24 protein-coding genes and 1 other RNA gene are annotated in these 22,351 nt (G+C 66.9%); 10 read left to right on the top strand and 15 right to left on the bottom strand.

Annotated features, from left to right (window positions below):
* Positions 1-2: 2 nt before the first annotated feature.
* From P2G67_RS00955 to P2G67_RS00910, 10 genes are all read right to left on the bottom strand, one after another.
* Positions 3-329, bottom strand: coding sequence for an NADH-quinone oxidoreductase subunit K (locus P2G67_RS00955; RefSeq protein ID WP_275819131.1), 327 nt, complete (start codon positions 327-329; stop codon positions 3-5).
* Entirely contained in the window at positions 326-1,045 is a 720-nt protein-coding gene (gene mbhE, locus P2G67_RS00950; protein ID WP_275819130.1) for a hydrogen gas-evolving membrane-bound hydrogenase subunit E, read from the bottom strand. Before mbhE ends, P2G67_RS00955 begins: the two co-directional genes overlap by 4 nt.
* Positions 1,046-1,049: 4 nt before the next feature.
* Positions 1,050-1,325: a Na(+)/H(+) antiporter subunit B gene (locus P2G67_RS00945; protein WP_275819129.1), complete on the bottom strand. Its 276-nt coding sequence runs from the start codon at positions 1,323-1,325 to the stop codon at positions 1,050-1,052.
* On the bottom strand, positions 1,322-1,615 hold the full coding sequence (mnhG, locus tag P2G67_RS00940; protein ID WP_275819128.1) for a monovalent cation/H(+) antiporter subunit G: 294 nt from the start codon (positions 1,613-1,615) through the stop codon (positions 1,322-1,324). Before mnhG ends, P2G67_RS00945 begins: the two co-directional genes overlap by 4 nt.
* Positions 1,612-1,893, bottom strand: a complete 282-nt coding sequence (locus P2G67_RS00935; RefSeq protein ID WP_275819127.1) for an MrpF/PhaF family protein — start codon at positions 1,891-1,893, stop codon at positions 1,612-1,614. Before P2G67_RS00935 ends, mnhG begins: the two co-directional genes overlap by 4 nt.
* The gene (locus P2G67_RS00930; RefSeq protein ID WP_275819126.1) at positions 1,890-2,402 is read right to left on the bottom strand and encodes a Na+/H+ antiporter subunit E; all 513 of its coding nucleotides are present in this window, start codon (positions 2,400-2,402) and stop codon (positions 1,890-1,892) included. The genes P2G67_RS00935 and P2G67_RS00930 overlap by 4 nt, the downstream gene beginning before the upstream one ends.
* Before the next feature lie 80 nt (positions 2,403-2,482).
* Positions 2,483-3,463: an HpcH/HpaI aldolase/citrate lyase family protein gene (locus P2G67_RS00925; protein ID WP_275819125.1), complete on the bottom strand. Its 981-nt coding sequence runs from the start codon at positions 3,461-3,463 to the stop codon at positions 2,483-2,485.
* 149 nt (positions 3,464-3,612) lie between these two features.
* On the bottom strand, positions 3,613-4,620 hold the full coding sequence (xerD, locus tag P2G67_RS00920) for a site-specific tyrosine recombinase XerD (protein WP_275819124.1): 1,008 nt from the start codon (positions 4,618-4,620) through the stop codon (positions 3,613-3,615).
* Between the two features lie 14 nt (positions 4,621-4,634).
* A complete protein-coding gene (locus P2G67_RS00915) occupies positions 4,635-6,608 on the bottom strand; it encodes a hypothetical protein (RefSeq protein ID WP_275819123.1) in 1,974 nt (657 codons plus the stop codon).
* Positions 6,589-6,729 carry a hypothetical protein gene (locus P2G67_RS00910; protein WP_275819122.1) on the bottom strand — a complete coding sequence of 47 codons (141 nt, stop codon included), beginning with the start codon at positions 6,727-6,729 and terminating at the stop codon, positions 6,589-6,591. The genes P2G67_RS00915 and P2G67_RS00910 overlap by 20 nt, the downstream gene beginning before the upstream one ends.
* 250 nt (positions 6,730-6,979) lie before the next feature.
* Here P2G67_RS00910 and P2G67_RS00905 point away from each other — a divergent pair, with 250 nt between their 5' ends.
* The 9 genes from P2G67_RS00905 to purH all read left to right on the top strand — a co-directional run bounded on the left by P2G67_RS00905 (position 6,980) and on the right by purH (position 16,877).
* Positions 6,980-7,606 carry a shikimate kinase gene (locus P2G67_RS00905; protein WP_275819120.1) on the top strand — a complete coding sequence of 209 codons (627 nt, stop codon included), beginning with the start codon at positions 6,980-6,982 and terminating at the stop codon, positions 7,604-7,606.
* A complete protein-coding gene (aroB, locus tag P2G67_RS00900) occupies positions 7,581-8,741 on the top strand; it encodes a 3-dehydroquinate synthase (RefSeq protein ID WP_437124244.1) in 1,161 nt (386 codons plus the stop codon). The genes P2G67_RS00905 and aroB overlap by 26 nt, the downstream gene beginning before the upstream one ends.
* Before the next feature lie 68 nt (positions 8,742-8,809).
* Complete coding sequence (locus P2G67_RS00895) at positions 8,810-10,111, top strand: HlyC/CorC family transporter (protein ID WP_275819116.1); 1,302 nt, start codon at positions 8,810-8,812, stop codon at positions 10,109-10,111.
* An 86-nt stretch (positions 10,112-10,197) separates the two neighbouring features.
* Complete coding sequence (locus P2G67_RS00890) at positions 10,198-10,644, top strand: CBS domain-containing protein (RefSeq protein ID WP_275819114.1); 447 nt, start codon at positions 10,198-10,200, stop codon at positions 10,642-10,644.
* Positions 10,645-10,796: 152 nt separating this feature from the next.
* Positions 10,797-11,369, top strand: a complete 573-nt coding sequence (locus P2G67_RS00885) for a DUF2889 domain-containing protein (RefSeq protein WP_275819112.1) — start codon at positions 10,797-10,799, stop codon at positions 11,367-11,369.
* Positions 11,370-11,433: 64 nt separating this feature from the next.
* Complete coding sequence (locus tag P2G67_RS00880; protein WP_275819110.1) at positions 11,434-12,729, top strand: RsmB/NOP family class I SAM-dependent RNA methyltransferase; 1,296 nt, start codon at positions 11,434-11,436, stop codon at positions 12,727-12,729.
* Positions 12,730-12,761: 32 nt separating this feature from the next.
* Positions 12,762-13,427: a ribulose-phosphate 3-epimerase gene (gene rpe, locus P2G67_RS00875; protein ID WP_275819108.1), complete on the top strand. Its 666-nt coding sequence runs from the start codon at positions 12,762-12,764 to the stop codon at positions 13,425-13,427.
* 15 nt (positions 13,428-13,442) lie between these two features.
* Positions 13,443-15,242 (top strand): heparinase II/III family protein, encoded by a 1,800-nt coding sequence (locus P2G67_RS00870; RefSeq protein WP_275819106.1) that lies wholly within the window; start codon positions 13,443-13,445, stop codon positions 15,240-15,242.
* A 63-nt stretch (positions 15,243-15,305) separates the two neighbouring features.
* Positions 15,306-16,877, top strand: coding sequence for a bifunctional phosphoribosylaminoimidazolecarboxamide formyltransferase/IMP cyclohydrolase (gene purH / locus P2G67_RS00865; protein ID WP_275819104.1), 1,572 nt, complete (start codon positions 15,306-15,308; stop codon positions 16,875-16,877).
* Positions 16,878-16,905: 28 nt separating this feature from the next.
* Here purH and P2G67_RS00860 read toward each other — a convergent pair whose 3' ends face one another.
* From P2G67_RS00860 to ffs, 5 genes are all read right to left on the bottom strand, one after another.
* Positions 16,906-18,312: a DUF4139 domain-containing protein gene (locus P2G67_RS00860; RefSeq protein ID WP_275819102.1), complete on the bottom strand. Its 1,407-nt coding sequence runs from the start codon at positions 18,310-18,312 to the stop codon at positions 16,906-16,908.
* A 70-nt stretch (positions 18,313-18,382) separates the two neighbouring features.
* Positions 18,383-18,976: a recombination mediator RecR gene (recR, locus tag P2G67_RS00855; RefSeq protein WP_275819100.1), complete on the bottom strand. Its 594-nt coding sequence runs from the start codon at positions 18,974-18,976 to the stop codon at positions 18,383-18,385.
* 19 nt (positions 18,977-18,995) lie between these two features.
* Positions 18,996-19,319, bottom strand: coding sequence for a YbaB/EbfC family nucleoid-associated protein (locus tag P2G67_RS00850; RefSeq protein ID WP_275819098.1), 324 nt, complete (start codon positions 19,317-19,319; stop codon positions 18,996-18,998).
* Entirely contained in the window at positions 19,316-21,094 is a 1,779-nt protein-coding gene (locus P2G67_RS00845; RefSeq protein WP_275819096.1) for a DNA polymerase III subunit gamma/tau, read from the bottom strand. The genes P2G67_RS00850 and P2G67_RS00845 overlap by 4 nt, the downstream gene beginning before the upstream one ends.
* An 88-nt stretch (positions 21,095-21,182) precedes the next feature.
* Positions 21,183-21,279, bottom strand: an RNA gene (ffs, locus tag P2G67_RS00840) — signal recognition particle sRNA small type.
* A gap of 126 nt (positions 21,280-21,405) precedes the next feature.
* On the opposite strand from ffs, the gene nudC reads away from it, so the two are divergent.
* A complete protein-coding gene (nudC, locus tag P2G67_RS00835; RefSeq protein WP_275819094.1) occupies positions 21,406-22,332 on the top strand; it encodes an NAD(+) diphosphatase in 927 nt (308 codons plus the stop codon).
* Positions 22,333-22,351: the final 19 nt, after the last annotated feature.

The following is a 22,351-nucleotide window of genomic DNA, read 5'->3' as shown; positions in this document are numbered from 1 at the left end:
CTTCAGCCCTGCTTCTGTTCGCGCTCGGCAGCCGCCGCGGCGGCTTCCAGCTCGATGCAGCCGGTGGCCCGATAGAGCCGAAGCGTCAGGGCCAGGGCCAGGGCCGTGGTCGCCAACGAGACGACGATGCCAGTGATCACCAGGGCCTGGGGCACGGGATCGGTGGCTTCGCCGCGGGCTGCCATGGCGCCGAAGAAGAGGAAGATACCGCCGGCCATGACGTTGAGCGCAATGACCCGTCGTACCAAGTGCCTGCGGGTGAGAAAGGCGTGCAGCGCGAGCAGGAAAAGCGCCAGCCCCCCCAGGGCAAACAGCAGGCTCTGTGTCATTGCCGCTCACCCTTCTCCCGCGGCAGCCCGCTGGCCAGCAGAAACAGGAGCACCGCCACGGACAGGGCGATGCCCGCCTCGATGATCAGGATCAGCGGCTTGGCCAGAGCCTCGGGATAGTCGAGGAAAACGCCATTGCCCAGCCCCACCGCCAAACCGACCCCGGCGAAGAGCAGGAAGCCGGCCGCAGCCACCGCGCGCAGCCAGGCCGCACCATGGGGCGGTGCCGGCAGGACCTTGCCCAGCACCAGCAGGATCGTGACGGCGCTCAGGATCGTCCCGGCCTGAAAGGCGCCGCCGGCCTCTTCTGCGCCGAGCCAGAAGAGGTAGAAGGCCGAGAGCAGCACCAGCGGCGCCAGAGCCTTCAGCAGCAGCAGCAACTGCGGTTCAGCCGCGCCCGGTGTCAGGAAGTTGCCACTGGGGACCGACCAAGGCGCCTCTGGCATCAAGCCCCAGAGCCCCACCAGCGCCAGCAGCAGCACCGCCTTCTCCAAGAGGGTGTCAAAGGCGCGGAAGTTGATCAGCACGGCGTTGACCGGGTTGTCGAGGCCACTGCGCGGCAGGGCGGCGCGCACCGGCTCACCGAGACCGGTCGCCTCCCCGGCAAGGGTGACGGCGACATAGGCCAGGCCGACAAAGGCCACCAGAGCGCCCAGCGCCAACAAGGTGGCACTCAGGCCGAAGGGCTGCTCCCGCTCATCGATGATGCCGAACACCGCGTCAGTCCTCCTTGGACTTGCGTGACTTCGGCGGCTGGGCGGACAGCCGAGACAGCGTGGCGATCACCAGCGCGCCGGTGACTCCGGCCCCAACCGCCGCTTCCGCCAGAGCAATGTCCGGTGCCGACAGCCGCAGCCAGGCCAGGGCCAGGAGCAGTCCGAATACGATGAAGAAGACCGCAGAGGCAAAGATCCGCCGATGCCAGAAGGCGAGCGTCGCCACGCCAAGCAGCAGTAGAACAAGCAGGCCATCGAAAACAGCTTCTGCCAGGCTCATTCCCAGTCTCCCTGCCGTTCGTCACCATGGGCGTGCTGCGCCACCAGCTGTGCTGCCGTGGCAGCGGCGAGCATGGCAACGATCCAGACCAGCAGCAGCTTGATCGCTTGCAGGACGTCGCTGGCCTGAAGCGCCAGCCCCACAACCACCAACCCCAGGCCCAGGTTGTCGGCCTTGGTCAGGGCATGCAGGCGGGAGAAGACATCGGGCAGGCGCAGCAGCCCCAAAGTGCCAGCAAGAAAGAATAGCGCCCCGACCAGGATCAGCGCGATGGAGGCAACGTTGATCATGGCCGCCGTTTCCGTTCGGCCGGCGGAATGCGCCGAGCGCAGCGCACGAAGGCAACGCTGCTGAGTGCCGCGAGCAGGGCGAAGGTGAGCGCGATGTCGACGGCGGCCCCCTGGTCGCTGGCCGCGCCGAGGAGGAGCACCGTTGCCAGACCGGTGGTGCCAAAAAGCTGCGCGGCCATCATGCGATCTGCCGGTGCCGGCCCACGAAGCACGCGCCAGAGGCCCAGCAGAATGGTGAGCAGCAGGAAAGCAGCCACGGCGAGGTAGAAGTCTGTCATCGCGACGGCTCCCGCGTGAACAGGCGGGCAAACGCCTCCTCTTCCCGCGCGATCTGCCGTTGTTCCCCGCCAGCGCGGCTCAGGAGATGGATCAAGGCATCACCGGCTTCCAGGCGCGCGCCCAGCGTACCGGGCATCAAGCTGAGGCTGTCACAGAACAACACCCGCTGGGTTTCCTCGGAAATTCGGCAGCGATAGTGCAGGAACTCCGGAGAGACCGGCAGGCGCGGGTGAAACACCCGCCAGGCCACATCCACGCCGCCGTCGAAGGAGCGCCAGATGAAATGCAGGAGGTAGCGCGGCAGAGCGAGAAGCCGCAGGCGGCGCCCGCCGCGTTTCCAGATGGTGAGGCTGACGCTTGCCGCGGCCAATGCAGCGACAACGCCCGGGATGAAGAAATCCGCCCGGCCGCCGGAGAGCAGCAGCCAGAGCACATAGAAGAGCGGGAAATGAACGCAGAGCCGGCGAAACCAACCCGGTCCCCACCTTTGCTCCGCCTGACGGGGCATCACACCTCCCTTTCGCCGGCCCGCCTCAGCGGACCGGCGTCATCGATGGGGGTGCCAGAAGACGAAAGCGCCGTCTCCCCTCACCCGGCGTCGGCGATGGCCTTGGCCTTCTCGACCAGAACCTCAGCCTGCTTGATCGAGGCGATGTCGATCAGGCGCCCGTCGAGCGTGACCGCGCCCTTGCCCTCCTTCTGGGCCTGGGCCATGGCCTCGAGAATGCGATTGGCCTTTTCCACTTCGGCTTCACTGGGGGCGAAGAGTTCGTTGGCCAAGTCGATCTGGGTCGGATGGATGGCCCATTTGCCTTCGCAGCCGAGCACCGCTGCACGGCGCGCCTGGGCCTTGTAGCCTTCCTGGTCCTGGATGTCGCCGAAGGGACCGTCCACGGGGCGCAGGCCAGCGGCCCGGGCCGCCACCACCATCCGCGCAATGGCGTAGTGCCACATGTCACCCCAGTGATAGTCACGATCGCCCTGCTCATCGGCATCGGTCAGCACCCCATAGAGCGGATTGGGACCGCCGATGTTCGTCGTGCGCGCGCGGGTGGACGCGGCATAGTCCGCCACACCAAAGTGCAGCGACTCGTTGCGCTTGGAGGCATGGGCGATGGCATCGACATTGGACATGCCCAGGGCCGTTTCGATGATGTGCTCGAAGCCCAGCCGCTTCTTGCGGCCGACCGCATCTTCCACCTGCGTAACCAGCATGTCGACCGCATAGACATCCGCCACGGTGCCGACCTTGGGGACCATTATGAGGTCGAGCCGCTCGCCGCCCTGTTCGATTAGATCGACCACGTCGCGATACATGTAGTGCGTATCGAGGCCGTTGATGCGCACGGACACGGTCTTCTTGCCGAAATCGACCTCGTTGAGGGCACGGATGATGTTCTTGCGCGCCTGCGCCTTGTCATCAGGCGCCACCGCATCTTCCAGGTCCAGAAACACAACGTCGGCCGGCGCCTCAGCCGCCTTCTCAATAAAGCGGTAGTTGCTCCCCGGCACCGCCAGCTCGCTGCGGTTCAATCGGGCGCGCGCCTGTTCGACAATCGTGAAACTCATAGCCCTGTCCTTCCTCATTATCGGGTGCGGCCCGGGACGGCCCGCGCTCGTTAACCTTCAGCCCGGCTGTGCGTGCGGCACGGACGGACCGTATCGCCGCCCGCGCCGCATCAGCGAACAGGCAAAATTATAGACCGACCCTGCGGCTTTCAACCGCGATTGGCGACCCGCTTTGCCGAGGGCGGGGCGACCTCATCGCTCGGATCATTGGCCACGGGCTTGGCAAGGGGGTGGTTCTCCCGCACCAACGACTTCAAGCGCTCATCAACCACATGAGTGTAGATCTGCGTGGTGGCGATGTCGGCGTGCCCCAGCATCTGCTGGACGGCTCGCAAGTCGGCGCCGCGCGCCAGGAGATGACTGGCGAAGGCATGGCGCAGCACATGGGGCGAGACCTTCCCCGGCTCCACTCCGGCATCCGAAGCCAATTCCTTGAGCAACTGTGCCATACGATGGCGGGTCAGATGACCGCCGGCGCTGCGCGAGGGAAAGAGCCAACGCTCATCCTCGCCGCGCTTCAAGAACATGAGTCGCACTGCCTTGTAGTCGGCCAGCGCCTGCCGCGCCGGCTTTCCAAGCGGCACCATCCGTTCACGACCGCCCTTGCCGCGGATCAGTAGCGTTTCCGTGTCGCGCGCCACCGCCGAATAGGGCAGCCCCACCAGTTCGGACACGCGCAAGCCCGTGGCATAGAGTATCTCCAGCAAGGCCACCAGTCGCAGTCCCTCCGGACCGACCTTGCGCCGGGCCGCGTCGAGCAGCCGGTCGACCTCCTGTTCGCTCAGAATCTTGGGCAAGCGACGGCCCTGCTGCGGGCTTTCCAATTGGGCGGTCGGGTCTTCCTGACGCCAGCCTTCTTCCTGCATGAAACGGAAGAACTGCCGCAGGGCCGACAAGCGCCGAGCGACAGTGCGCGGCGACAGGCCGCTCTCGGAAAGGTGCGCAACATAGGCGCGCAGGTCGTCGGCTTCCGCCGCACCCAACTTCACATCCCGGCCGTTCAAGAAAGCCGCAGCATCGTGGAGATCGCGGCGATAGGCATCGAGCGTGTTTCGCGCCGCCCCCCGTTCGGCCGCCAACATCTCGAGAAATGCGTCGACGCGCCCGTCAACCTCGGTGACTGGAATCCGTTGAGAAGGCCTGCGCGCAGCGGACATGATCTTTGTGTTCCTCAATAGTCTTGAACAAGTAGTGTTTCGATGGCGATGGCCCGCGCTTCGGTCGAAAGGTCGACACGGGTCAGCGCATCCAGAACTTCGGTAAGCGCTTGGGGGTGGACCTCATCGAGCGGCCCCTCACCCAGTAGATGGAGCGCCTGCAGCAGCGTTTCACCCCGGAACCCATCCGTTGCGGCGCCGCGCAGCCCGTAGAGGCCGGAAGCCGAGGGCGGCCCCAGGCCGCCCACCCGCGAAACCATGCGCGGCGCGTCCTCGTCGCCTCGCCCATCCAGCGCGGCAATCATGCCGCGCAGCTGGCTTTGCATTTCCTCGCCCCGCAGCGGGTCGCCATTGCCTTGCACGATCCTGCGCCAGCCATCGATGTCGAGCACCGCGTCGGTTTCGAGACCAGCCACACGCGCCAGCGGCCAGATTTCTGCATAGGCGCGGCGGGCGGCATCACTGCTGCCCGCCGCGCTGCGCAGCAGCGAGATCCAGGCCGCGGCACGCTCCAGGCGCCCGGAGACAATCAGCGCTTTAGCAGCCAACGCCGCATCCTCGCGCAGTTCCATGCCGGGATTCACGCCGAGCAGAAGCCCGCCGGCGGCTTTCAGCGCCGCCAAGGTCAAGCCCTCGCCGGCCGCAGCGTCCACGTAGGCCTGCAGCAGTGCCAGCTTTTCCTGGGGATCATGGCTGCGCCAGGCGCCCTTGTAGAGCAGGGCGCGCGCAAGCGTCGGCTCCAGGCCGGCCGCCGCGCCGCGCGGATCATCCAGTTCCGCCCCGGAGAATCGAGCGCGCTCGTATGCCTCCGCCAAGCTACGGGCGGGCAAAAGATCGCGTCCCACGGCACGTTCCGTCAGGCGCAAGCGCTCCTCCGCCGGGACTGCGCTCAACCGGCTCACAGCCGCGAGAATGCGCGCATCGCTCGTCTGCAGCAGCGCCGGCGCGGGAGCGGCATCCAGCGCCGCCAGATAGGCCAAGGTCAGGCCGTCGGCTTCGCGTGGCTCCGGTGGCTGCCCCCGTCCCAGTGCCGCCTCGGCCAGAGCGATGCGCTGCGGATCCCCTTCATCCAGTTCGCGCAGCAGCGACAGCCCCAGGCTGGCGGCCGCCTCCTCGCCCTCACTGATCTGGCAGTAGATCAGGGCTTCCTGCCAGAAGGCTGTGTCGGAGAAGCGCTCGATCGCGCCGCGCGTCACCCGGCAGGCCTCAGCCCGGCTGCGGGTGAGCAAGGCGGCCTCCACGTGCAGGCGAGCAAGTCGCTGATTCTGCTCGGCATCGCGCGGCAAGCGCCGCAAGAGCTCGAGCAGCTCTTCCTGGGCACCGAGATTGGCAAGCGCCTCTGCGCGCGCTTCGAGCAGATCGCCCGACCCGCCGAGAGCACTGTGACTTCGCGGCGGCGCGGCCGAGGACAGCAGCAGGCGCACGGCGCTGTCACGCAAGGCCGGTGATTGCAGGGAAGGCAACGTTCGGATGAGGCGCACGATCTCTTCCCGATCGCTCCCCTGCCAGAGATCGTAGCCCAGGCCGCCGTCCCCCGGATCGAGCGTGCCGGCCGTTTCCGGAATGCCGCTGCTCAGCGGATCGACCTCGATGCCGCCGCGAATGACGTAGGTCCCATCGCCGGGGTCGGCCTGTGGGCGGTCCAGAGCGGGCGGCTGTACCAATCCGGTCCGTGCTGGCTCGCTACCGGGTGCGGGTGCGGCCTCGAAGTAGTCGCCGGGCTGCTCATAGGGATCGGGCGCCCGCGGGAAGCCGCTGCCGGAAGGCTCCTGGACATCGCGGCCCCGGACTCCTGCGCCGCCGGAGCCGGAAGCGCTGTCATCCTGCGGGAAGAGCTGGCGCGGCTGACCGGTGGCGTAGCTGCTGGTCTGTGCTTCGGCCTGAGGCGGCAGCGTCAACAGCACGAGCGCACCGGCCGTCAACAGCGCCAGGCGGCCCAGCCCGGCCGCTCTTCCAGCGCCCCGGCCGTCAGTCGTCCATGCGCGCATCGGGAACCACCTTCTCGACGGTCTGGGTTGGCCGCTCCACATCCACCACCAACAGCGCGGCAGCGGCCCCGATCAGACCGACGATGAGCAGCAGAATGAGAAAGAGTCCGACCCGACGCATCACTGACTTCCGTACCGTAAATTGCAGGCTCCACGCCTCGGAGCTGGCGACCCCGCGGCGAGGCTCATGCGACAGGCAATGACCGGGCTTGCCCCAAACCCCAACGATGGTGATAAGGTTCGACCATGGCGAAAACGCGGCATCACCGCCCGAAAGATAAGTGCGCGCCCCCGGTGGCGCAACGACAGTCGATTACCGAATCGGCGGGCACGACGGCATGCACCACGCCGAAGCGAGGAAAACGCGCGTCATGACGGGGCTGTCGCAAGACCTTAATCCGGCGCCGGCGCACGATAGCGACCAACGACGGCACATCGTGCTGATCGGTCTGATGGGGGCGGGAAAGTCCTGCGTCGGACGTCGGCTGGCCACTCGACTGGGCTGGGACTTCGTCGATGCCGACAGCGAGATTGAAACCGCGGCCGGCTGCAGCATTCCCGAGATCTTCGAGCGCCACGGCGAGCGCTATTTCCGCGACGGCGAACGCCGGGTGATTGCCCGTCTTCTTGCTGGCGAACGCCCCCAGGTGATTGCCACCGGCGGCGGCGCCTACATGGATGCGGAGACCCGTGCCGCCATCGCGCGTGCTGGCGTGACCGTCTGGCTGCGGGCGGACCTTGATGTGCTGGTGCGGCGCACCGCACGCCGCGACAATCGGCCACTGCTCAAGAAGGACAATCCCCGGCGGGTCCTGAAAGACTTGATGGAGCAGCGCTATCCCATCTACGCGCAAGCCGACCTCACGGTGGACAGCGCCGACGGACCACTGGAGGCCAGCGTGACGCGCGTCCTGCAGGCCCTGCAGGACGAGGGATGGCTGCCCTCAGACGCAAACAAGGCAGCCGCAAGCAATGGAGAGACGCGTGAGCGGTCATGATCGGCTGCTCGTCGGATTGGGCGAGCGCAGCTATGAAATCCTGATCGGCGAAGGCCTGATCGCAAAGGCCGGCGAACTGATCGCGCCGCTTCTGGCCAGCCCGCGGGTGCTGATCGTCACGGACTCCCAGGTGGAGAAGCTGCACCTGCCCATCCTGCAGCGCGCCCTGGACCACGCCGGCATCCGGCACGAAGCCTTCGTGGTGCCGGCCGGCGAGGCCAGCAAGAGCTTCGAGCGCTTTGCCCAGCTCTGCGAGGAGCTCCTGCGCGCCGGGGTCGACCGCCACAGCACTCTGGTGGCGTTGGGCGGCGGCGTGGTGGGCGATCTTTGCGGTTTTGCCGCAGCCGTGCTGCTGCGTGGCATTGAGTTCATCCAGATTCCAACCACCCTCCTGGCCCAGGTGGACAGCTCAGTCGGTGGCAAGACCGGCATCAACACCGCTATGGGCAAGAACCTGGTGGGCGCCTTCCATCAGCCGAAGCTGGTGCTGGCTGACACGACGGTGCTCTCCACCCTGCCCCAGCGCGACCTGCTGGCCGGCTATGCCGAGGTCGCGAAATGTGGCCTGCTGGGTGACGCCGCTTTCTTCACCTGGCTGGAGGGGCACGGACACCTGGTGCTCGAAGGCGACAGCAAGGCAAGGCGTGAAGCGGTACGACGCGCTTGCGCCATGAAGGCCGACGTGGTGGCTGCCGACGAGAAGGAAGGCGGTCAGCGCAAGCTGTTGAACCTCGGCCATACCTTCGGCCACGCGCTGGAGGCGGAGTGCGGCTACGACGGCGACCTGCTGCATGGGGAGGCGGTGGCCATCGGAATGGTGCTGGCTTTTGAGCTGTCAGCGCAGTTGGGCCTCTGTGCCGCAGACGACGCCGATCGCGTTCGGCGACACCTCTCGGCGCTGGACCTGCCCACCGGGTTCGAGCGCCTGGCGGCGCGGGCCTGGGACCCCAAGCGGCTGATCGAACACATGCGCCACGACAAGAAGGCGCGCGATGGTCGGCTGACCTTCATCCTTGCCCACGGCATCGGTGAGGCTTTCGTGAGCGATACCGTTCCGGAACCAGAGGTGGAGCATCTCTTGACGGAACGGATCGGCGAGATCATCGCGGATGACTCCTCCGCCCTGCTGACCTGATCGCTTCACACTGAGAACTCCAAAACCGCCTTATGGCCTTCACTGCCCAACAGCCGGACGACTGAAGCATGGATAGCGCACTACTCCTCAGCGGCGCGGCGATTTTGGCCCTGTTGGTTTTCTCGGCCTTCTTCTCAGGCTCGGAAACGGCGCTGACTGCGGCCTCGCGCGCGCGCATGCACACCCTGGAACGCCAGGGCGATGCCAGGGCCGCGGTCGTCAATGTGCTGTGGCAGCGCAAAGAGCAGATGATCGGGGCCATCCTGCTCGGCAACAACCTGGTGAACATCCTGGCCTCGGCTATGGCCACCTCGGTGCTCATTTCCCTCGTTGGCGAAACGGGCGTGGTTTACGCCACGCTGGGCATGACCGCCCTGGTTTTGGTTTTCTCCGAGGTTCTGCCCAAGACCTTCGCGCTCTATCACGCCGACCGCATGGCACTGACCGTCTCCAAGCCCATGCGGGTGATCGTTCTCCTGCTCAGCCCAGTGGTGCAACTCGTCCAATTCATCGTCACCCGCACTTTGCGCAGCGTCGGTGCTGGACCGGACTCGCACGCCGCCGCCGAACGCTGGGAAGAGGAACTGCGTGGCGCCATCGACCTGCACCAGAGCGAGGGCGACGAAGAGATCCGGCATGAGCGCGAGATGCTGCGCTCCATCCTCGATCTGGCCGATGTCGAGGTGGTGGACATCATGGTCCACCGCCGCAACGTGCTTGCCCTGAACATCGATGACGATCCCGCCAGATTGGTTCAGATGGTCATGAACAGCCCTTACACGCGCCTGCCGCTGTGGAAGGAAACGCCGGAGAACATCGTTGGAATTCTGCACGTGAAGGCGCTGTTCCGCGCCGTGCAGGCGGCAGAAGGCCAACTGGACACGCTTGACGTGAAAGCCGTGGCCGGCAAGCCCTGGTTTATACCTGATTCCACTGATCTGCTGTCCCAACTCCAAGCCTTTCGCACCCGCAAAGAACATATTGCCGTGGTGGTGGATGAGTACGGCGAGATGCTGGGCATCGTCACCCTGGAGGATATTCTGGAGGAGATTGTCGGCGACATCTCCGACGAGACTGACGTGGGCATCGAAGGCGTTGACCTGCTGCAGGACGGAACCGCCATCGTCGCCGGCACGGTGACGATTCGTGACCTCAACCGTCGCTGCGACTGGCGCCTGCCGGATGAGGAGGCCTCCACCATCGCCGGCCTGGTCCTGCACGAGGCACGGCTCATTCCGGAAGTCGGCCAGAACTTCTCCTTCCACGGCTTCCGTTTCGAGATTCTCGGTCGTCAACGCAACCAGATCACGCTGCTGAAGATCACTCCCCTGGGCAATGAGGAACCGAACGGCGAACAGTCGCCCTCTTGACCTCCTCTGCCGTCGCACCTCATCTTATGGTTAATGGCCACGGTCGCAGGCCCCTGCCTGCGGCGAGGGCGCCGGGAGTAGTGAGCATGCAACACCGCATCGTTCCCGACATTGTCAGCAATCAGGAACTCAGCATTCTTTCGCCAGAGACCACGGTGCGCGAGGCGACCGCGGTCATGGCCGAACGGGGCATCAGCGCCGTCATGATCGGCGAACCTCAGAACCTGCTTGGAATATTCACCGAACGCGATCTGGTGCGCCGTGTGGTCGCGACGGAAAGGGATCCGGCCGCCACCCGCCTTTCGGAGGTGATGACCGCGCAACCCTACACGCTGCGCCCAGGCGATACGGCAGCCGAAGCCCTGCAGCGCATGCGCGCAAATGGCTTCCGCCATCTTCCGGTCCTCGACGGCACACGCATCGTGGGCATGGTCTCAATCCGCGACCTTTTCTCCGTGGTGCTCGAAGAGGTGGAGGACGACCTGCGTCAGCGTGACATGCTGCTGTTCGATACGGGCTATGGCCACGGCTGAGGCTGCTTGACCCCCGGCTGAGAGCGCCTAATCTGCCGCGGCACGTGACAGCCCACGTGCAGATCGCCTGCGCTTGTCAGAAGAATTGAGCCCGCTGCTCGTGCGCCTGCGCGGCGCGCCTGGAGCTTGGGGAGCTCGAGAGAGGATGGTCCATGCCCTTGTCACCGCCGAGCGAACGTGAAGCCCTGCACAATCGGCAGTATGACTTTCGCGGTTATCGGCGCGCCGATGGTCTGTGGGATATCGAGGGGCGGATCGTCGACACCAAGACCTACGGCTTTGACAATGAGCATCGTGGTCGGGTCGAGCCCGGCACTCCGGTGCACGACATGCAGGTGCGCCTGACTTTGGACGATTCCTTCACCGTCCGCGCTGTGGAAGCGGTCACAGACTCTTCGCCCTTTGCAATCTGCCCCGGCGCCACCCCGAACTACGAGCGGCTGGTTGGCATGCGCATCGCCCCGGGCTGGCGGGAGAAGCTGCGTCAGGAATTCGGCAGCACCGGTGGCTGCACCCATATCACGGAAATGCTCATGGCCATCGGCACGGTCGCCTTCCAGACAATCATCCCGATCAAGAGCCGTGAAAACGCCCCGGACAAGGCCCGCTCCGACAAAAAGCCACGGCTGCTGAACAGCTGCCACGCTTTTGCCGCGGATGGACCGGTTGTTGCGCGCCTCTGGCCCGAGCACTGGACGGGCGGCGAGGAGAAGAGTGCATCGTGATGCCTTTCTTGCACCACGGATCGTGGATGCTGCAGCAACTGCCTGAACACTGTTGATCCGCCGGATGCCCAACGCCGATCCCCGCCGTCTCGCCCTGGATGTTATCCAGCCCGTCATTCACCAGGGTGCCGGCTTGGAGGAGAGTTTCGCAGGCCATCCGCGCCTTGCGGCGCTCAGCGCGCGGGACCGGGCCTTTGCCCGGCACCTGGTTGCCACCACGCTGCGGCGCCTGGGCGAGATCGATGCCGTGCTCGACACCTTTCTTGAACGCCCGCTCACCGGCAAGCGCGCACGCGGGCAGGATCTGCTCCGCCTGGGGGCCGCCCAGCTGCTGTTCCTCGACACTCCGCCTCACGCAGCGGTGGCGACCAGCGTCACACTGGCCCGCGCCGTGGGCCTGGACGGCTTGGCAGGACTGGTCAATGCCGTGCTCCGCCGGGTGGCGCAGGAGGGAAAGGCCCGCCTGGAAGCATTGGATGCTGACCGCCTAACTCTGCCACCCTGGCTCTGGGACCGGCTGGCCGCCGCCTTCGGCGAGCCTTCAGTGCGTGCGCTGGCCGCCGTTCAGCGCCAGGAACCGCCACTCGATCTCAGCCTGCGCCGGCCTGAGGAGGCCTCCGAATGGGCCGAACGCCTGAGCGCCACGGTGCTGCCGGGCAACAGCCTGCGCCTACAGGCGGGCAGCGGCGAAATCCGACGGCTGGCCGGCTACGACGAGGGCGCCTGGTGGGTCCAGGACGTCGCCGCCGCCCTGCCCGTTCGTCTGCTGGCGCCTCAGGCCGGAGAGACCATTGCCGATCTCTGTGCCGCGCCGGGCGGAAAGACGTTGCAGCTTGCCGCGGCCGGGGCGGAGACCTTCGCCATCGAACTGCACGCCCGCCGTCTGGCGCTGATCCAGGATAACCTGATGCGCACCGGCCTCTCGGCCGCCTGTGTTCAGGGCGATGCTGCAAAGTGGAAGGCGCCTAAGCCGCTGGACGCGGTGCTGCTCGACGCACCTTGCAGTGCCACCGGCACCCTGCGCCGGCACCCCGACGTGGCCCTGCATCGCAGCGAGAAAGAACTGGGCGCCCTCACCAAGCTGCAGTCGCGACTGTTGAGACACGCCGTCGACCAGCTTCGCCCGGGCGGCCGCCTGGTCTATGCCGTCTGTTCCCTATTGCCCGAGGAGGGGCCGGAGCGCATCGCCGCACTTCTGGCTTCCGGCGCGCCCGTGACCGTGGAGCCCGCGGCACCGCAAGACTTCGGCCTGCCGACCGAAGCCGCCAGTCCGGAAGGCGGCCTGCGCACGCTGCCCGGTTTCTGGGCCGAGCGTGGTGGCATGGACGGCTTCTATGCCTGCCGTTTTCGGCGGCTTTGACCTCTCTTGAGCCTGCTGATAGGTAACGCCTCATGCCTCAATCGCTGAAAATCTCTCCCTCCATCCTCTCCGCCGACTTTGCCCGGCTGGGGGAGGAGGTCGCCGCCGTCAGTCAGGCCGGCGCGGACTACATCCACGTCGACGTGATGGACGGACACTTCGTGCCCAACATCACCATCGGCCCGCAGGTGGTGAAAGCGCTGCGCCCGCACAGCGCCCTGCCTTTCGACGTGCACCTCATGATCGCTCCGGTGGACCTCTACATCGCCGCCTTTGCGGATGCGGGCGCCGACATCATCACTGTGCATCCGGAAGCCGGACCGCACCTGCACCGTACGATTCAGCTCATCAAGGCGCAGGGCAAGAAGGCTGGGGTTTCGCTCAACCCAGGCACCCCGGTGGAGGTGCTGGACCCGATCCTCGAAGACCTCGACCTGGTGCTCATTATGAGTGTCAACCCAGGCTTCGGCGGCCAGTCCTTCATTCCTTCGGCCCTGCATAAGATCGAAGCCGTCCGCAAGCGGATCGACAGCCTGGGCAAGGCCATCGACCTGGAGGTCGACGGTGGCATCAATGAGGAAACGGCGCGCCAGGCCATCGCAGCCGGGGCCGATGTCCTCGTCGCCGGCACAGCAACCTTCCGCGGCGGGCCCGAGGCCTATGCTGGCAACATTCGTCGCCTGCGCGGCGAGGCCTGAGCCGAGGTGACTGCGGTGGCCGAGGAGCCCCGGACCGCTGCGCCGCCTGAAGCCGTGCGCCCACCACCGGCGCGCAGCAAGCGGCGTTCTAACGCGGTCCGACCCGATCCCGGCTTTCTCGACCACCTGCAGGCCCTGCGCGCCATGCCGCGCGGGCTTCTGCTCGGCCGGATCGCCTATCGGCTCCGCCGGCCCCTAATGGCCCTGCCCTTCTATGTCGCGTTGCTGCCCGGCTCGCGCGCCGCGCAGCCGCTGACTTTGCCGCCTGATCCCTGGCCCGGCGATGCCGCCCAGGGCGCCGCGTTGGTGGAAGGACGCTTTCGCTTCGCCGGCCTGACACTGCGCGAGCCGAAGCCCCTGTGGAAGCCGCGCGGCGCCACCAGCGAATGGCAGGCGGAAATGCACGCTTTTGCCTGGCTGCGCGACCTGCGCGCATGCAATGGCGACGCCGCCCGCCGCCTGGCCCGCAGCATGACGGCGGAGTGGATCGAGACCTTCGGGAGCCGCTGGAGCGAGCCCGCGTGGGAGCCTCTGGTGGTCGGCCGCCGCCTGTCGCACTGGATGGGACAATACGATTTCTTCGCCAGTTCCGGGGAGATCGAGTTCCGCAAGGCATTGCTGCACAGTGCCGCGCGGCAGGCCAACCATCTCGCACGCGTGCTGCCGGCCGGCCTGGCCGGTGCCGACCTCATCCTCGCGGTGCGCGGCCTCGCCCTGGCCGGCACCTGTCTGCCGGGGGGCGAGAAGTGGCTGCACCGGGCGCTCGACCTCCTGGTGAACGAACTGCCGGAGCAGATTCTACCCGACGGCGGACACTGCGAGCGCAGCCCGGCCCGGCACCTGGGCGTGCTGCGAGACCTGGTCGACATCAAGTCCACCCTGCATGCCGCCGGCGTCGAACCACCTGGCGAACTGCAGCTTGCCATCGAGTCCATGGGGCCGACGCTGCGGCTCTATCAGCACGGCGATGGCGGCCTGGGCCTGTTCAACGGTTCGCAGGCCGAGCAGGGCTTCAAGGTGGACATGGTGCTGCGCCGTGCCGATGCGCGCCGCCGACCGCGCCTCTCCGCCCCACAGACCGGCTTCCAACGCATCCAGGCCGGCCGCACCCTGGTGATGGTCGATGCCGGTGTCCCGGCGCCGCCGGGCCTCGACCGCTATGCCCACGCCGGCACGCTGGCCATGGAGGTGAGCGTCGGGCGTGAACGGCTGGTGGTGAACTGCGGCGCTCCCGGGGCTGGCGCTGCGGGCCGGCACTGGCGTCAGGCGGTGCGGGCCACCGCGGCGCACTCGACCCTCACACTGGCGGAAACCAATTCCGCGGCCCTGGCCACCCGCAAGCACTTCCTCGGGCCCAGCCTGCTGCAACGGCCCGAGACGGTACACTGCCGCCGCGAGGAGCAGGAAGGCGCCGCGCTGCTCGAAATGCAGCACGACGGCTACCGCTTGCCCTATGGCGCCATTCATCACCGACGGCTCTATCTGGGGCCCGGCGGCGATGACCTGCGCGGCGAGGACCGCGTGGAGGTGCTCGACCCCGACAAGGCGGTTGGCCTGCCCTACGCCATCCGCTTTCACCTCCATCCGGACGTGCAGGCCGCGCTCCTGACCGGCGGCGGCGTGCTGCTGCGACTGGCCAAGGGCGGCGGCTGGCGTCTGCGTGCCGCTGGCGCCGAGGAGTTGACCCTGGAGGAGAGCATCTACTTCGGTGACGGCGAAGCCCGACGCACCACTCAACTCGTCCTCTTCGGGCATCTCGACACCAAGGGGGTTCAGGTGAAATGGGCCCTGCATCGAGAAACCACACCGCGTTAGCCTCATTCTGCCTGAAGGCACCATGAGCCCTCCCGGTGCCGCAAACCAAATGTGGAGCAACCCATGACCAGCGAAGCCCCTGTCAAGATCGAGCGCGCCCTTCTCTCCGTCAGTGACAAGAGCGGTCTGGCCAATCTCGGACGCGGCCTGGCAGCGCGCGGCATCGAGGTGATGTCAACCGGAGGCTCAGCCAAGGCGCTGCGCGATGTGGGCATTCCGGTGACTGAGGTTGCCGACTACACTGGCTTCCCGGAGATTATGGACGGGCGGGTCAAGACCCTGCATCCCAAGATCCATGGCGGCCTGCTGGGGCGCCGCGATCTCGAAGGCCATCGTCAGGCCATGACTGAGCACGGCATCGGGCGCATCGATCTGCTCGCGGTCAACCTCTATCCCTTCCGCGAAACCCTGGCGAGCGGCGCCGACCGCGCCACCTGCATCGAGAACATCGACATCGGCGGCCCGGCCATGATCCGTGCGGCTGCCAAGAACCACGGCGGAGTGGTCGTCCTCACCGATCCGGCCGACTATGAGCCCGTCATGGAGGAAATACGCGCCAACGACGGCAGCGTCAGCGCCGCCACCTGCCGGCGGCTCGCGGCCAAGGCCTACGCCTGCACAGCAGCCTACGACGCGGCCATCGCCGCCTGGATGAGCGAGCAGGAAGAAGCCGCCCTGCCGACCAACCTGACCCTGGCGGCTGAGCGCGTGCAAACACTGCGCTACGGCGAGAATCCGCATCAGCAGGCGGCCTTCTATCGCTACGGCACGGCGCGGCCCGGCGTTGCGACTGCCGAGCAACTCCAAGGCAAAGAGCTCAGCTACAACAACCTCAACGACACGGACGCTGCCTTTGAGGCAGTCAGCGAGTTCGAGAAGCCGGCCGTGGTGATCGTCAAGCACGCCAACCCCTGCGGCGTCGCGGAAGGTACGACCTCGGCCGAAGTCTACCGGCGGGCGCTGGCCTGCGATCCGATCAGCGCCTATGGCGGCATCGTCGCCCTCAATCGCCCACTGGACGCTGAGACCGCGAGCCTGATCGTGCAGGTCTTCGCCGAGGTGGTGATCGCGCCGGAGATCGAGCCCGCTGCCCAGGAAGTGCTCGCCGGCAAGAAGAACCTGCGCCTGCTGCGCACCGGGAGCCTTCCCGATCCCGCTGCCCGTGGCTTGGCTCTGAAGTCCCTGGCCGGTGGCTTGTTGCTTCAGGACCGCGACCACGGCCGCATCGCACCCGCAGATCTAAAGGTGGTGACCAAGCGCACCCCTAGCGACACCGAGTTGGCCGACCTGCTCTTCGCCTTTCGCGTGGCCAAGCACGTCAAATCAAATGCGATCGTCTACGCCAAGGGCGGGCGCACCATCGGCATCGGTGCGGGCCAGATGAGCCGGGTGGATTCCAGCCGCATCGCCGCCCTAAAGGCCCGTGAGGCCGGCGGCGAGGAGGCCACGAAGGGCAGCGTCGTCGCCTCGGACGCCTTCTTCCCCTTCGCCGACGGGCTGCAGGCGGCCATCGATGCCGGCGCCACCGCGGTGATCCAGCCCGGCGGCTCCATGCGCGACGAAGAGGTGATCGCTGCCGCCGACGCCGCCGGCCTGGCCATGGTCTTCACCGGAATGCGCCACTTCCGGCATTGATCGCGCCCCATCCGGAGCAGCCCCTGGATCAGCGGTTCACTCGGACGCGGTAGGTCAGGGTGGTTTCGCCCTCTGCCGGCACGCTCAGGGTCCAGACCGGGCGTTGAACGCTTTCGGCTTCGTGGGGGGCGCTTTCTTCGAGGATGCGCGCGCCCTGGGGCAGCTGGCCGGCCACCTCGACGGTCACCTCTTCTGTCTTGGCATTGCGGATCGTGACCTCGCCTGCGGTCTCGTAGCTGCTGTCCGACAGGCGTTCGAATGCGGTCTGGCGCGTCGTGGCGGTGACGTCGAAGGCCTCGCCCAGGCGCAGTGCCAGTTCACCGCCGACGGGGGTGTGGCTGATCCGGGTCTCGCCGGCAAAGAGGCTGGGGCCCTCAGCGACCGGCTCATAGACGCGCAGCGTGCCGGCCGGCAGCGGCCGCGCCGGCTCGCCCTCGTTCGTGAAGGTCAGGTGCAGTCCTGCGCTCACCGGCCCGCGGCGCTCCTGCCCGCCGGCGGTGACCAGGCCCTCGAAGCGATAGCTGCGCTCCACCGCAACGCCCTCCTGCCGAAAGAGGCCGACGCGCTTGCGCTCGCCCGGCAGCAGGTCGACTTCCCGTCCGGTATCGAAAAGATAGCGATCGGAAGCGGCTTCCGGGGCCGGCATGCTGTCGAAGGCCACGGCCGACTCGGCTCTTGCCTGAAGCATCATGCTCCTGGGCGCCACCTCCGGGCCACTCTGGGCCACCGACCCGGCCACCAGGCGCAGGTGCGCGCGCCGATAGGGTGCCTGGGTGTCGTTCGCGAGCGTCGCCCAGCCCTCAAGCATCAGGCGATCCTCCTCCGCGTCCAGGGTGGCCACGTAGTCGGCCTCCCAGCTCAGGCCGCGGGTGAGATAGGCGAAGGCCAGTTCCTGCGGTCCGTCGCTTTCAGTCTGTACGGCCATGCCAAGCTGCGGCTCGGCGTGCAGGCCTTCCGGCAGGTCGAGCAGCACGATGCGCCCCGGCGGATCGATCTCGATGCGCTCGCCCACACGCAGCACCGGGCCGGCTGCCATGGACAGCAGCGTGGCCGCTTCGCTGCGCTCCCCGCCTTCCTCGTCCTGGGTCACCAGCCGCACCTGCTGCCCCACCGCCCGGCGGAGCAGTTCATGCGGGGTCAGGTCAGCGGGAAGCAGGGACTGCTCCAGTATGCGCAATCCCTCTTCCTCCGCCTGCAAGGCGAGGCTGCCGCCGATGAGCCTGTCGCTCACCCCGGCGATGGCAAGGCGGTTTTCGCCCTGAACCAATGGAACCCAGCGGTTGTCGTGCACCAGGGCCAAATCATCCTGGTACAGAGTGATGGAAAGGCCCTGCTGCGCCTGCAGCGCCACGGCTCGTTCCTGTGCCGCCAATGGTGCAGCGGCCAGCAGGCTGGCAGCCAGCGTGCCGCAGAGGAGCTTCGCGCCCTTGGTCATTCCGGCGTCTCCGATTGCTTTTGAACTGCCCGGCACGTTCCGCCCGGAATGCGGCGTCAGTTTGGCCCGATCATGCCGGCCTGCGGGCGGAAAAGGCGGCGAGCAGCGTTCCGTCGTCCAGATAATCCAGGTCCCCGCCCACCGGGACACCCTGCCCCAGCCGGGTCACCTGGACCGGCAGGCCAGCCAAGCGTTCGGCGAGATAGTGCGCGGTGGTCTGGCCATCGACTGTGGCGCTCAACGCCAGCACGATCTCCTTGACCGCCGGATCGCGCGCCCGCTGCCACAGGCTGTCAAGATTGAGCTGTTCCGGCCCGCGGCCATCCAATGCAGAGAGGCAGCCGCCCAGCACGTGATAGTGCCCCTTGAAGGCGCCGCTGCGCTCCAGGGCCCAAAGGTCGCCCACCTCTTCCACGACACACAAGGCGCTCAGGTCTCGCTCCCGATCACGGCAGATGCGGCAGGGATCGCTGTCGTCGAGGTTGCCGCAGACATGACAGGGACGGATGCGCTCAGCCGCACGCGATAGTGCTTCCGCCAGCGGCAGCAAGCTCTGCTCGCGACGCTGCAGCAGATAGAGCGCAGTGCGCCGGGCCGAGCGCGGCCCCAGTCCCGGCAGGCGCGCCAGCTGTTGGATCAGTCGATCGATTTCTGAAGGCGCCATGACGGCCGGCGACGAGCCCTCAGAACGGCAGCTTGAAGCCCGGGGGCAGGTTCATTCCGCCGGTGAGCTTCTCCATCTCGTCCTGCATGTAGGTCTCGACCTTGCCGCGCGCATCGTTCACCGCCGCGGCAATCAGGTCTTCCAGGACCTCCACGTCCTCGGGATCGACGAGGCTGGGATCGATCTTGACCGCCCGCACCTCGTGCTTGCCGTTGATGGTGACCTGGATCATGCCGCCGCCGGACTGGCCCACCACCTCGGTCTCCTGCAGGCGTTGCTGCATCTCCGCCATGCGGGACTGCATCTCCTGGGCCTGCTTCATCATCTGGCCGAGATTCTTCATCCCTCTTCCTCCATATCGCTGCCCGCTTCGTCCGGCACGGCCGTGCCGAGCTCCGCGTCGCTGTCCATCGGTCCCGACACTCGGGCCAACTCGGCCCCGGGAAAGGCCTCCAATACCGCCTGCACCAGGGGGTGTTCCAGCACCTGGTTGCGCAGGCGCAATTCCGCGGCCGCTTCCTGCTGGGTCAGGCTCGGCTGCCCGGGCGCATCACTCACACTGACGACCCAGCGGCTGCCGGTCCAGTCGGTCAGCAGTTTCCCGAGCGTACCTGTCAGATCGCGCGGTGCATGCTCGCCCGGATTCAGTTCGATCCGGCCCGCCTCGAAGCGGACCAGATGCACGTCGTTGCGCAGATGCCCGGCCAGCCGCAATTCGCCATGCTTGCGTGCCAGATCGACCACCGCCTTGAGGGACTGCGGCTGCGGGATGCCCGCCTGGGCCTTTGTTTCAGGCACTGAACGCGCTTCCGGCGCCGTCTGGGCCAGCGCCTGCCCGCCCTGCTCGACACGCAGGGAGGCGCTGGCACCGCCGCTTGCGCCACCATCCGTCGCGCCACCGCCCATTGGCACACCGCCACCTCCTGGCGCCGCCGCGGCGTCGCTCAGGCGGCGTACCAGATCGCCCGGCGTGGGCAGTTCCGCAGCGAAGGCAAGGCGGATCAGGACCATTTCTGCCGCCTGGAGCGGCTGCGGCGCCTGCTGCGCCTCGCTGATACCTTTCAGCAAAAACTGCCAGTTTCGCGTCAGGGCCGGCACCGAGAGCTTCTCCGCCATGGCGCCGCCCTGCACCCGCTCGTTCTCCGGCAGCTCGGCGGCCGCCTGCTGAGGTAGGAGTTTCAGCCGGGTGAGCGTGTGGGTGATCTCCAGCATGTCCTGCAGCACCACCACGGGGTCGGCGCCCACGTCATAGAGGCTGCGCAGGCTCTCCAGGGCGGCCGGCACCTCGCCACGCATGACCGCATCGTAGAGCTCCAGGATGCGGCTGCGGTCCGCCAGACCCAGCATCTCCTTGACCACCGCGGTCTGCACCAGCTCCTCACCAACCGCCATGGCCTGGTCCAGCAGAGACAGGCCATCACGCACTGAGCCGTCGGCGGCACGCGCGATCAGATTTAGGGCCTCGGGCTCCGCAGAGACGGCCTCCCGCTCACAGATGCGCGCGAAATGCTGAGCCAAGGTCGTCTGGTCCACTCGGCGCAAATCGAAGCGCATGCAGCGCGAGAGCACCGTCACCGGCACCTTGCGTATCTCGGTCGTGGCAAAGATGAAAACGACGTGCGGCGGGGGCTCTTCCAGCGTCTTCAGAAGCGCGTTAAACGCTGCCGTGGAGAGCATGTGCACTTCGTCGATGATGTAGACCTTGTAGCGCGCCCGGGTCGGACGGTAGCGCACGCCCTCGATCAGTTCGCGGATATCGTTGACGCCGGTGCGGCTGGCGGCGTCCATTTCCAGCACGTCGGTCAGGCGATCCTCGGCGATGGCCTGGCAAATCGGACAGTCGTCGGTGGGGCCCGTTGTGGGGCCGGCGCTGCCGTCGGGGCCGGCATAGTTGATCGCCTTGGCGATGATCCGCGCGGTTGTCGTCTTGCCCACGCCGCGCACGCCGGTCAGCACGATGGCGTGCGGCAAGCGGCCGGTTTCGATGGCATTGCTGAGTGTGCGGACCAGGGCATCCTGGCCGATCAGGTCGGCGAAGGTCTGGGGGCGGTACTTTCGCGCCAGTACACGGTAGGGGGCTGTGCCGCCGGCGGGCGCTGGACCGGTCCCTTCGCTCATGACCTCGCTCGGATGCTTGCAGGAGAAAGACGTTCCACGACAGCCCGCCCTGGCGCCGTCCCTCCCGTGAAGCCTCGGCGGGTATAAGGCGGGAGGCTGGACCGGCGACCCGGACCTCACTCGTTACGGCTGCTTCCTTCCGGATCTGACCGGGTTGGCGAGCGGCCCGTCCGCAGCCAACCTCCCGAGGCGGTTATATCAGCATCGGGGGGCGGGTCGGCAAGGCCCCTTTCGCGCTTCGACCAAACAGCGCCTCTGTGGACGCGCAAGGCACCTTGCCGCTCCCGGAGGCGCGTGGCAGTTTTTCGCCCATGACCAGGACCTTGAACTTCTACACCTGCCATGACCTGAACCGCGCCGACGACCACCGCAACAATGCGCAGTGGCTTGCGGAGAGATTGGCGGATTCCAAGACTCGGGTACTGCCGCTCTGGCAGCACCGGTCGCTGTTCAACAACATTGAGGGCGAAGCTCCGCGCGCCGTCGCCCTGGAAATCGATGCGATGGAGCGGCTCGCACGCTACGGCGGCGAACCGATTTTCCTCGGTATGCGTGGCGAGACGGCCTACTTCGCGCTCGATCTGGTGGACCTCTCCGAGCCGGATCACGAACCCGCACTCGCCGGTCGCGGCAGCTTTGCGGACCTGCGCGCCGTGGGCATGCTCTTGCCGCGCGAAGAAGGGTCACTCCTGGCTTATGCCCGCGCCATGACCTTCTGGCACGCCCGTCACCGCTTCTGCGGAGTCTGCGGCAGCCCGACGGAAATCCGTCGCGCAGGACATCAGCGGCAATGCAGTAACGACTCCTGCAAGGCGCCGCAGTTCCCGCGCATGGATCCGGCGGTGATCATGCTGGTGCACGACGGCAAGGACCACTGCGTGCTGGGCCGGCAGAAGATCTGGCGGCCGGGCATGCATTCGACGCTGGCCGGTTTCGTCGAGCCGGGCGAAGCCTTGGAACAGGCTGTGGCCCGAGAAGTGTTCGAGGAGGTGGGACTGCACATCGAGGAGGCGCGCTACCACTCTTCTCAGCCCTGGCCCTTTCCCTCCTCGCTCATGCTTGGCTTTCACGCAATTGCCGAACACAGACCCCTGCGGGTGCAGCTGGAGGAACTGGAAAGCGCGCGCTGGTTCAGCCGAGAGGAACTCCTGAACTCACCGGAAGACGAGAGTTTCAACTTCCCCCGGCGAGATGCCATTTCCTTCCGCCTGATCCAGGACTGGCTCGAGCAGGGCTGATTCCAGGCCCTCGAGACTC

Source organism: Aquibaculum arenosum (assembly GCF_029222965.1).
Taxonomy (GTDB): Bacteria; Pseudomonadota; Alphaproteobacteria; order Kiloniellales; family DSM-21159; genus Aquibaculum; species Aquibaculum arenosum.
The sequence above is the reverse complement of the archived record's forward strand: the minus strand, read 5'-3'. Positions and strand labels throughout refer to the sequence as shown.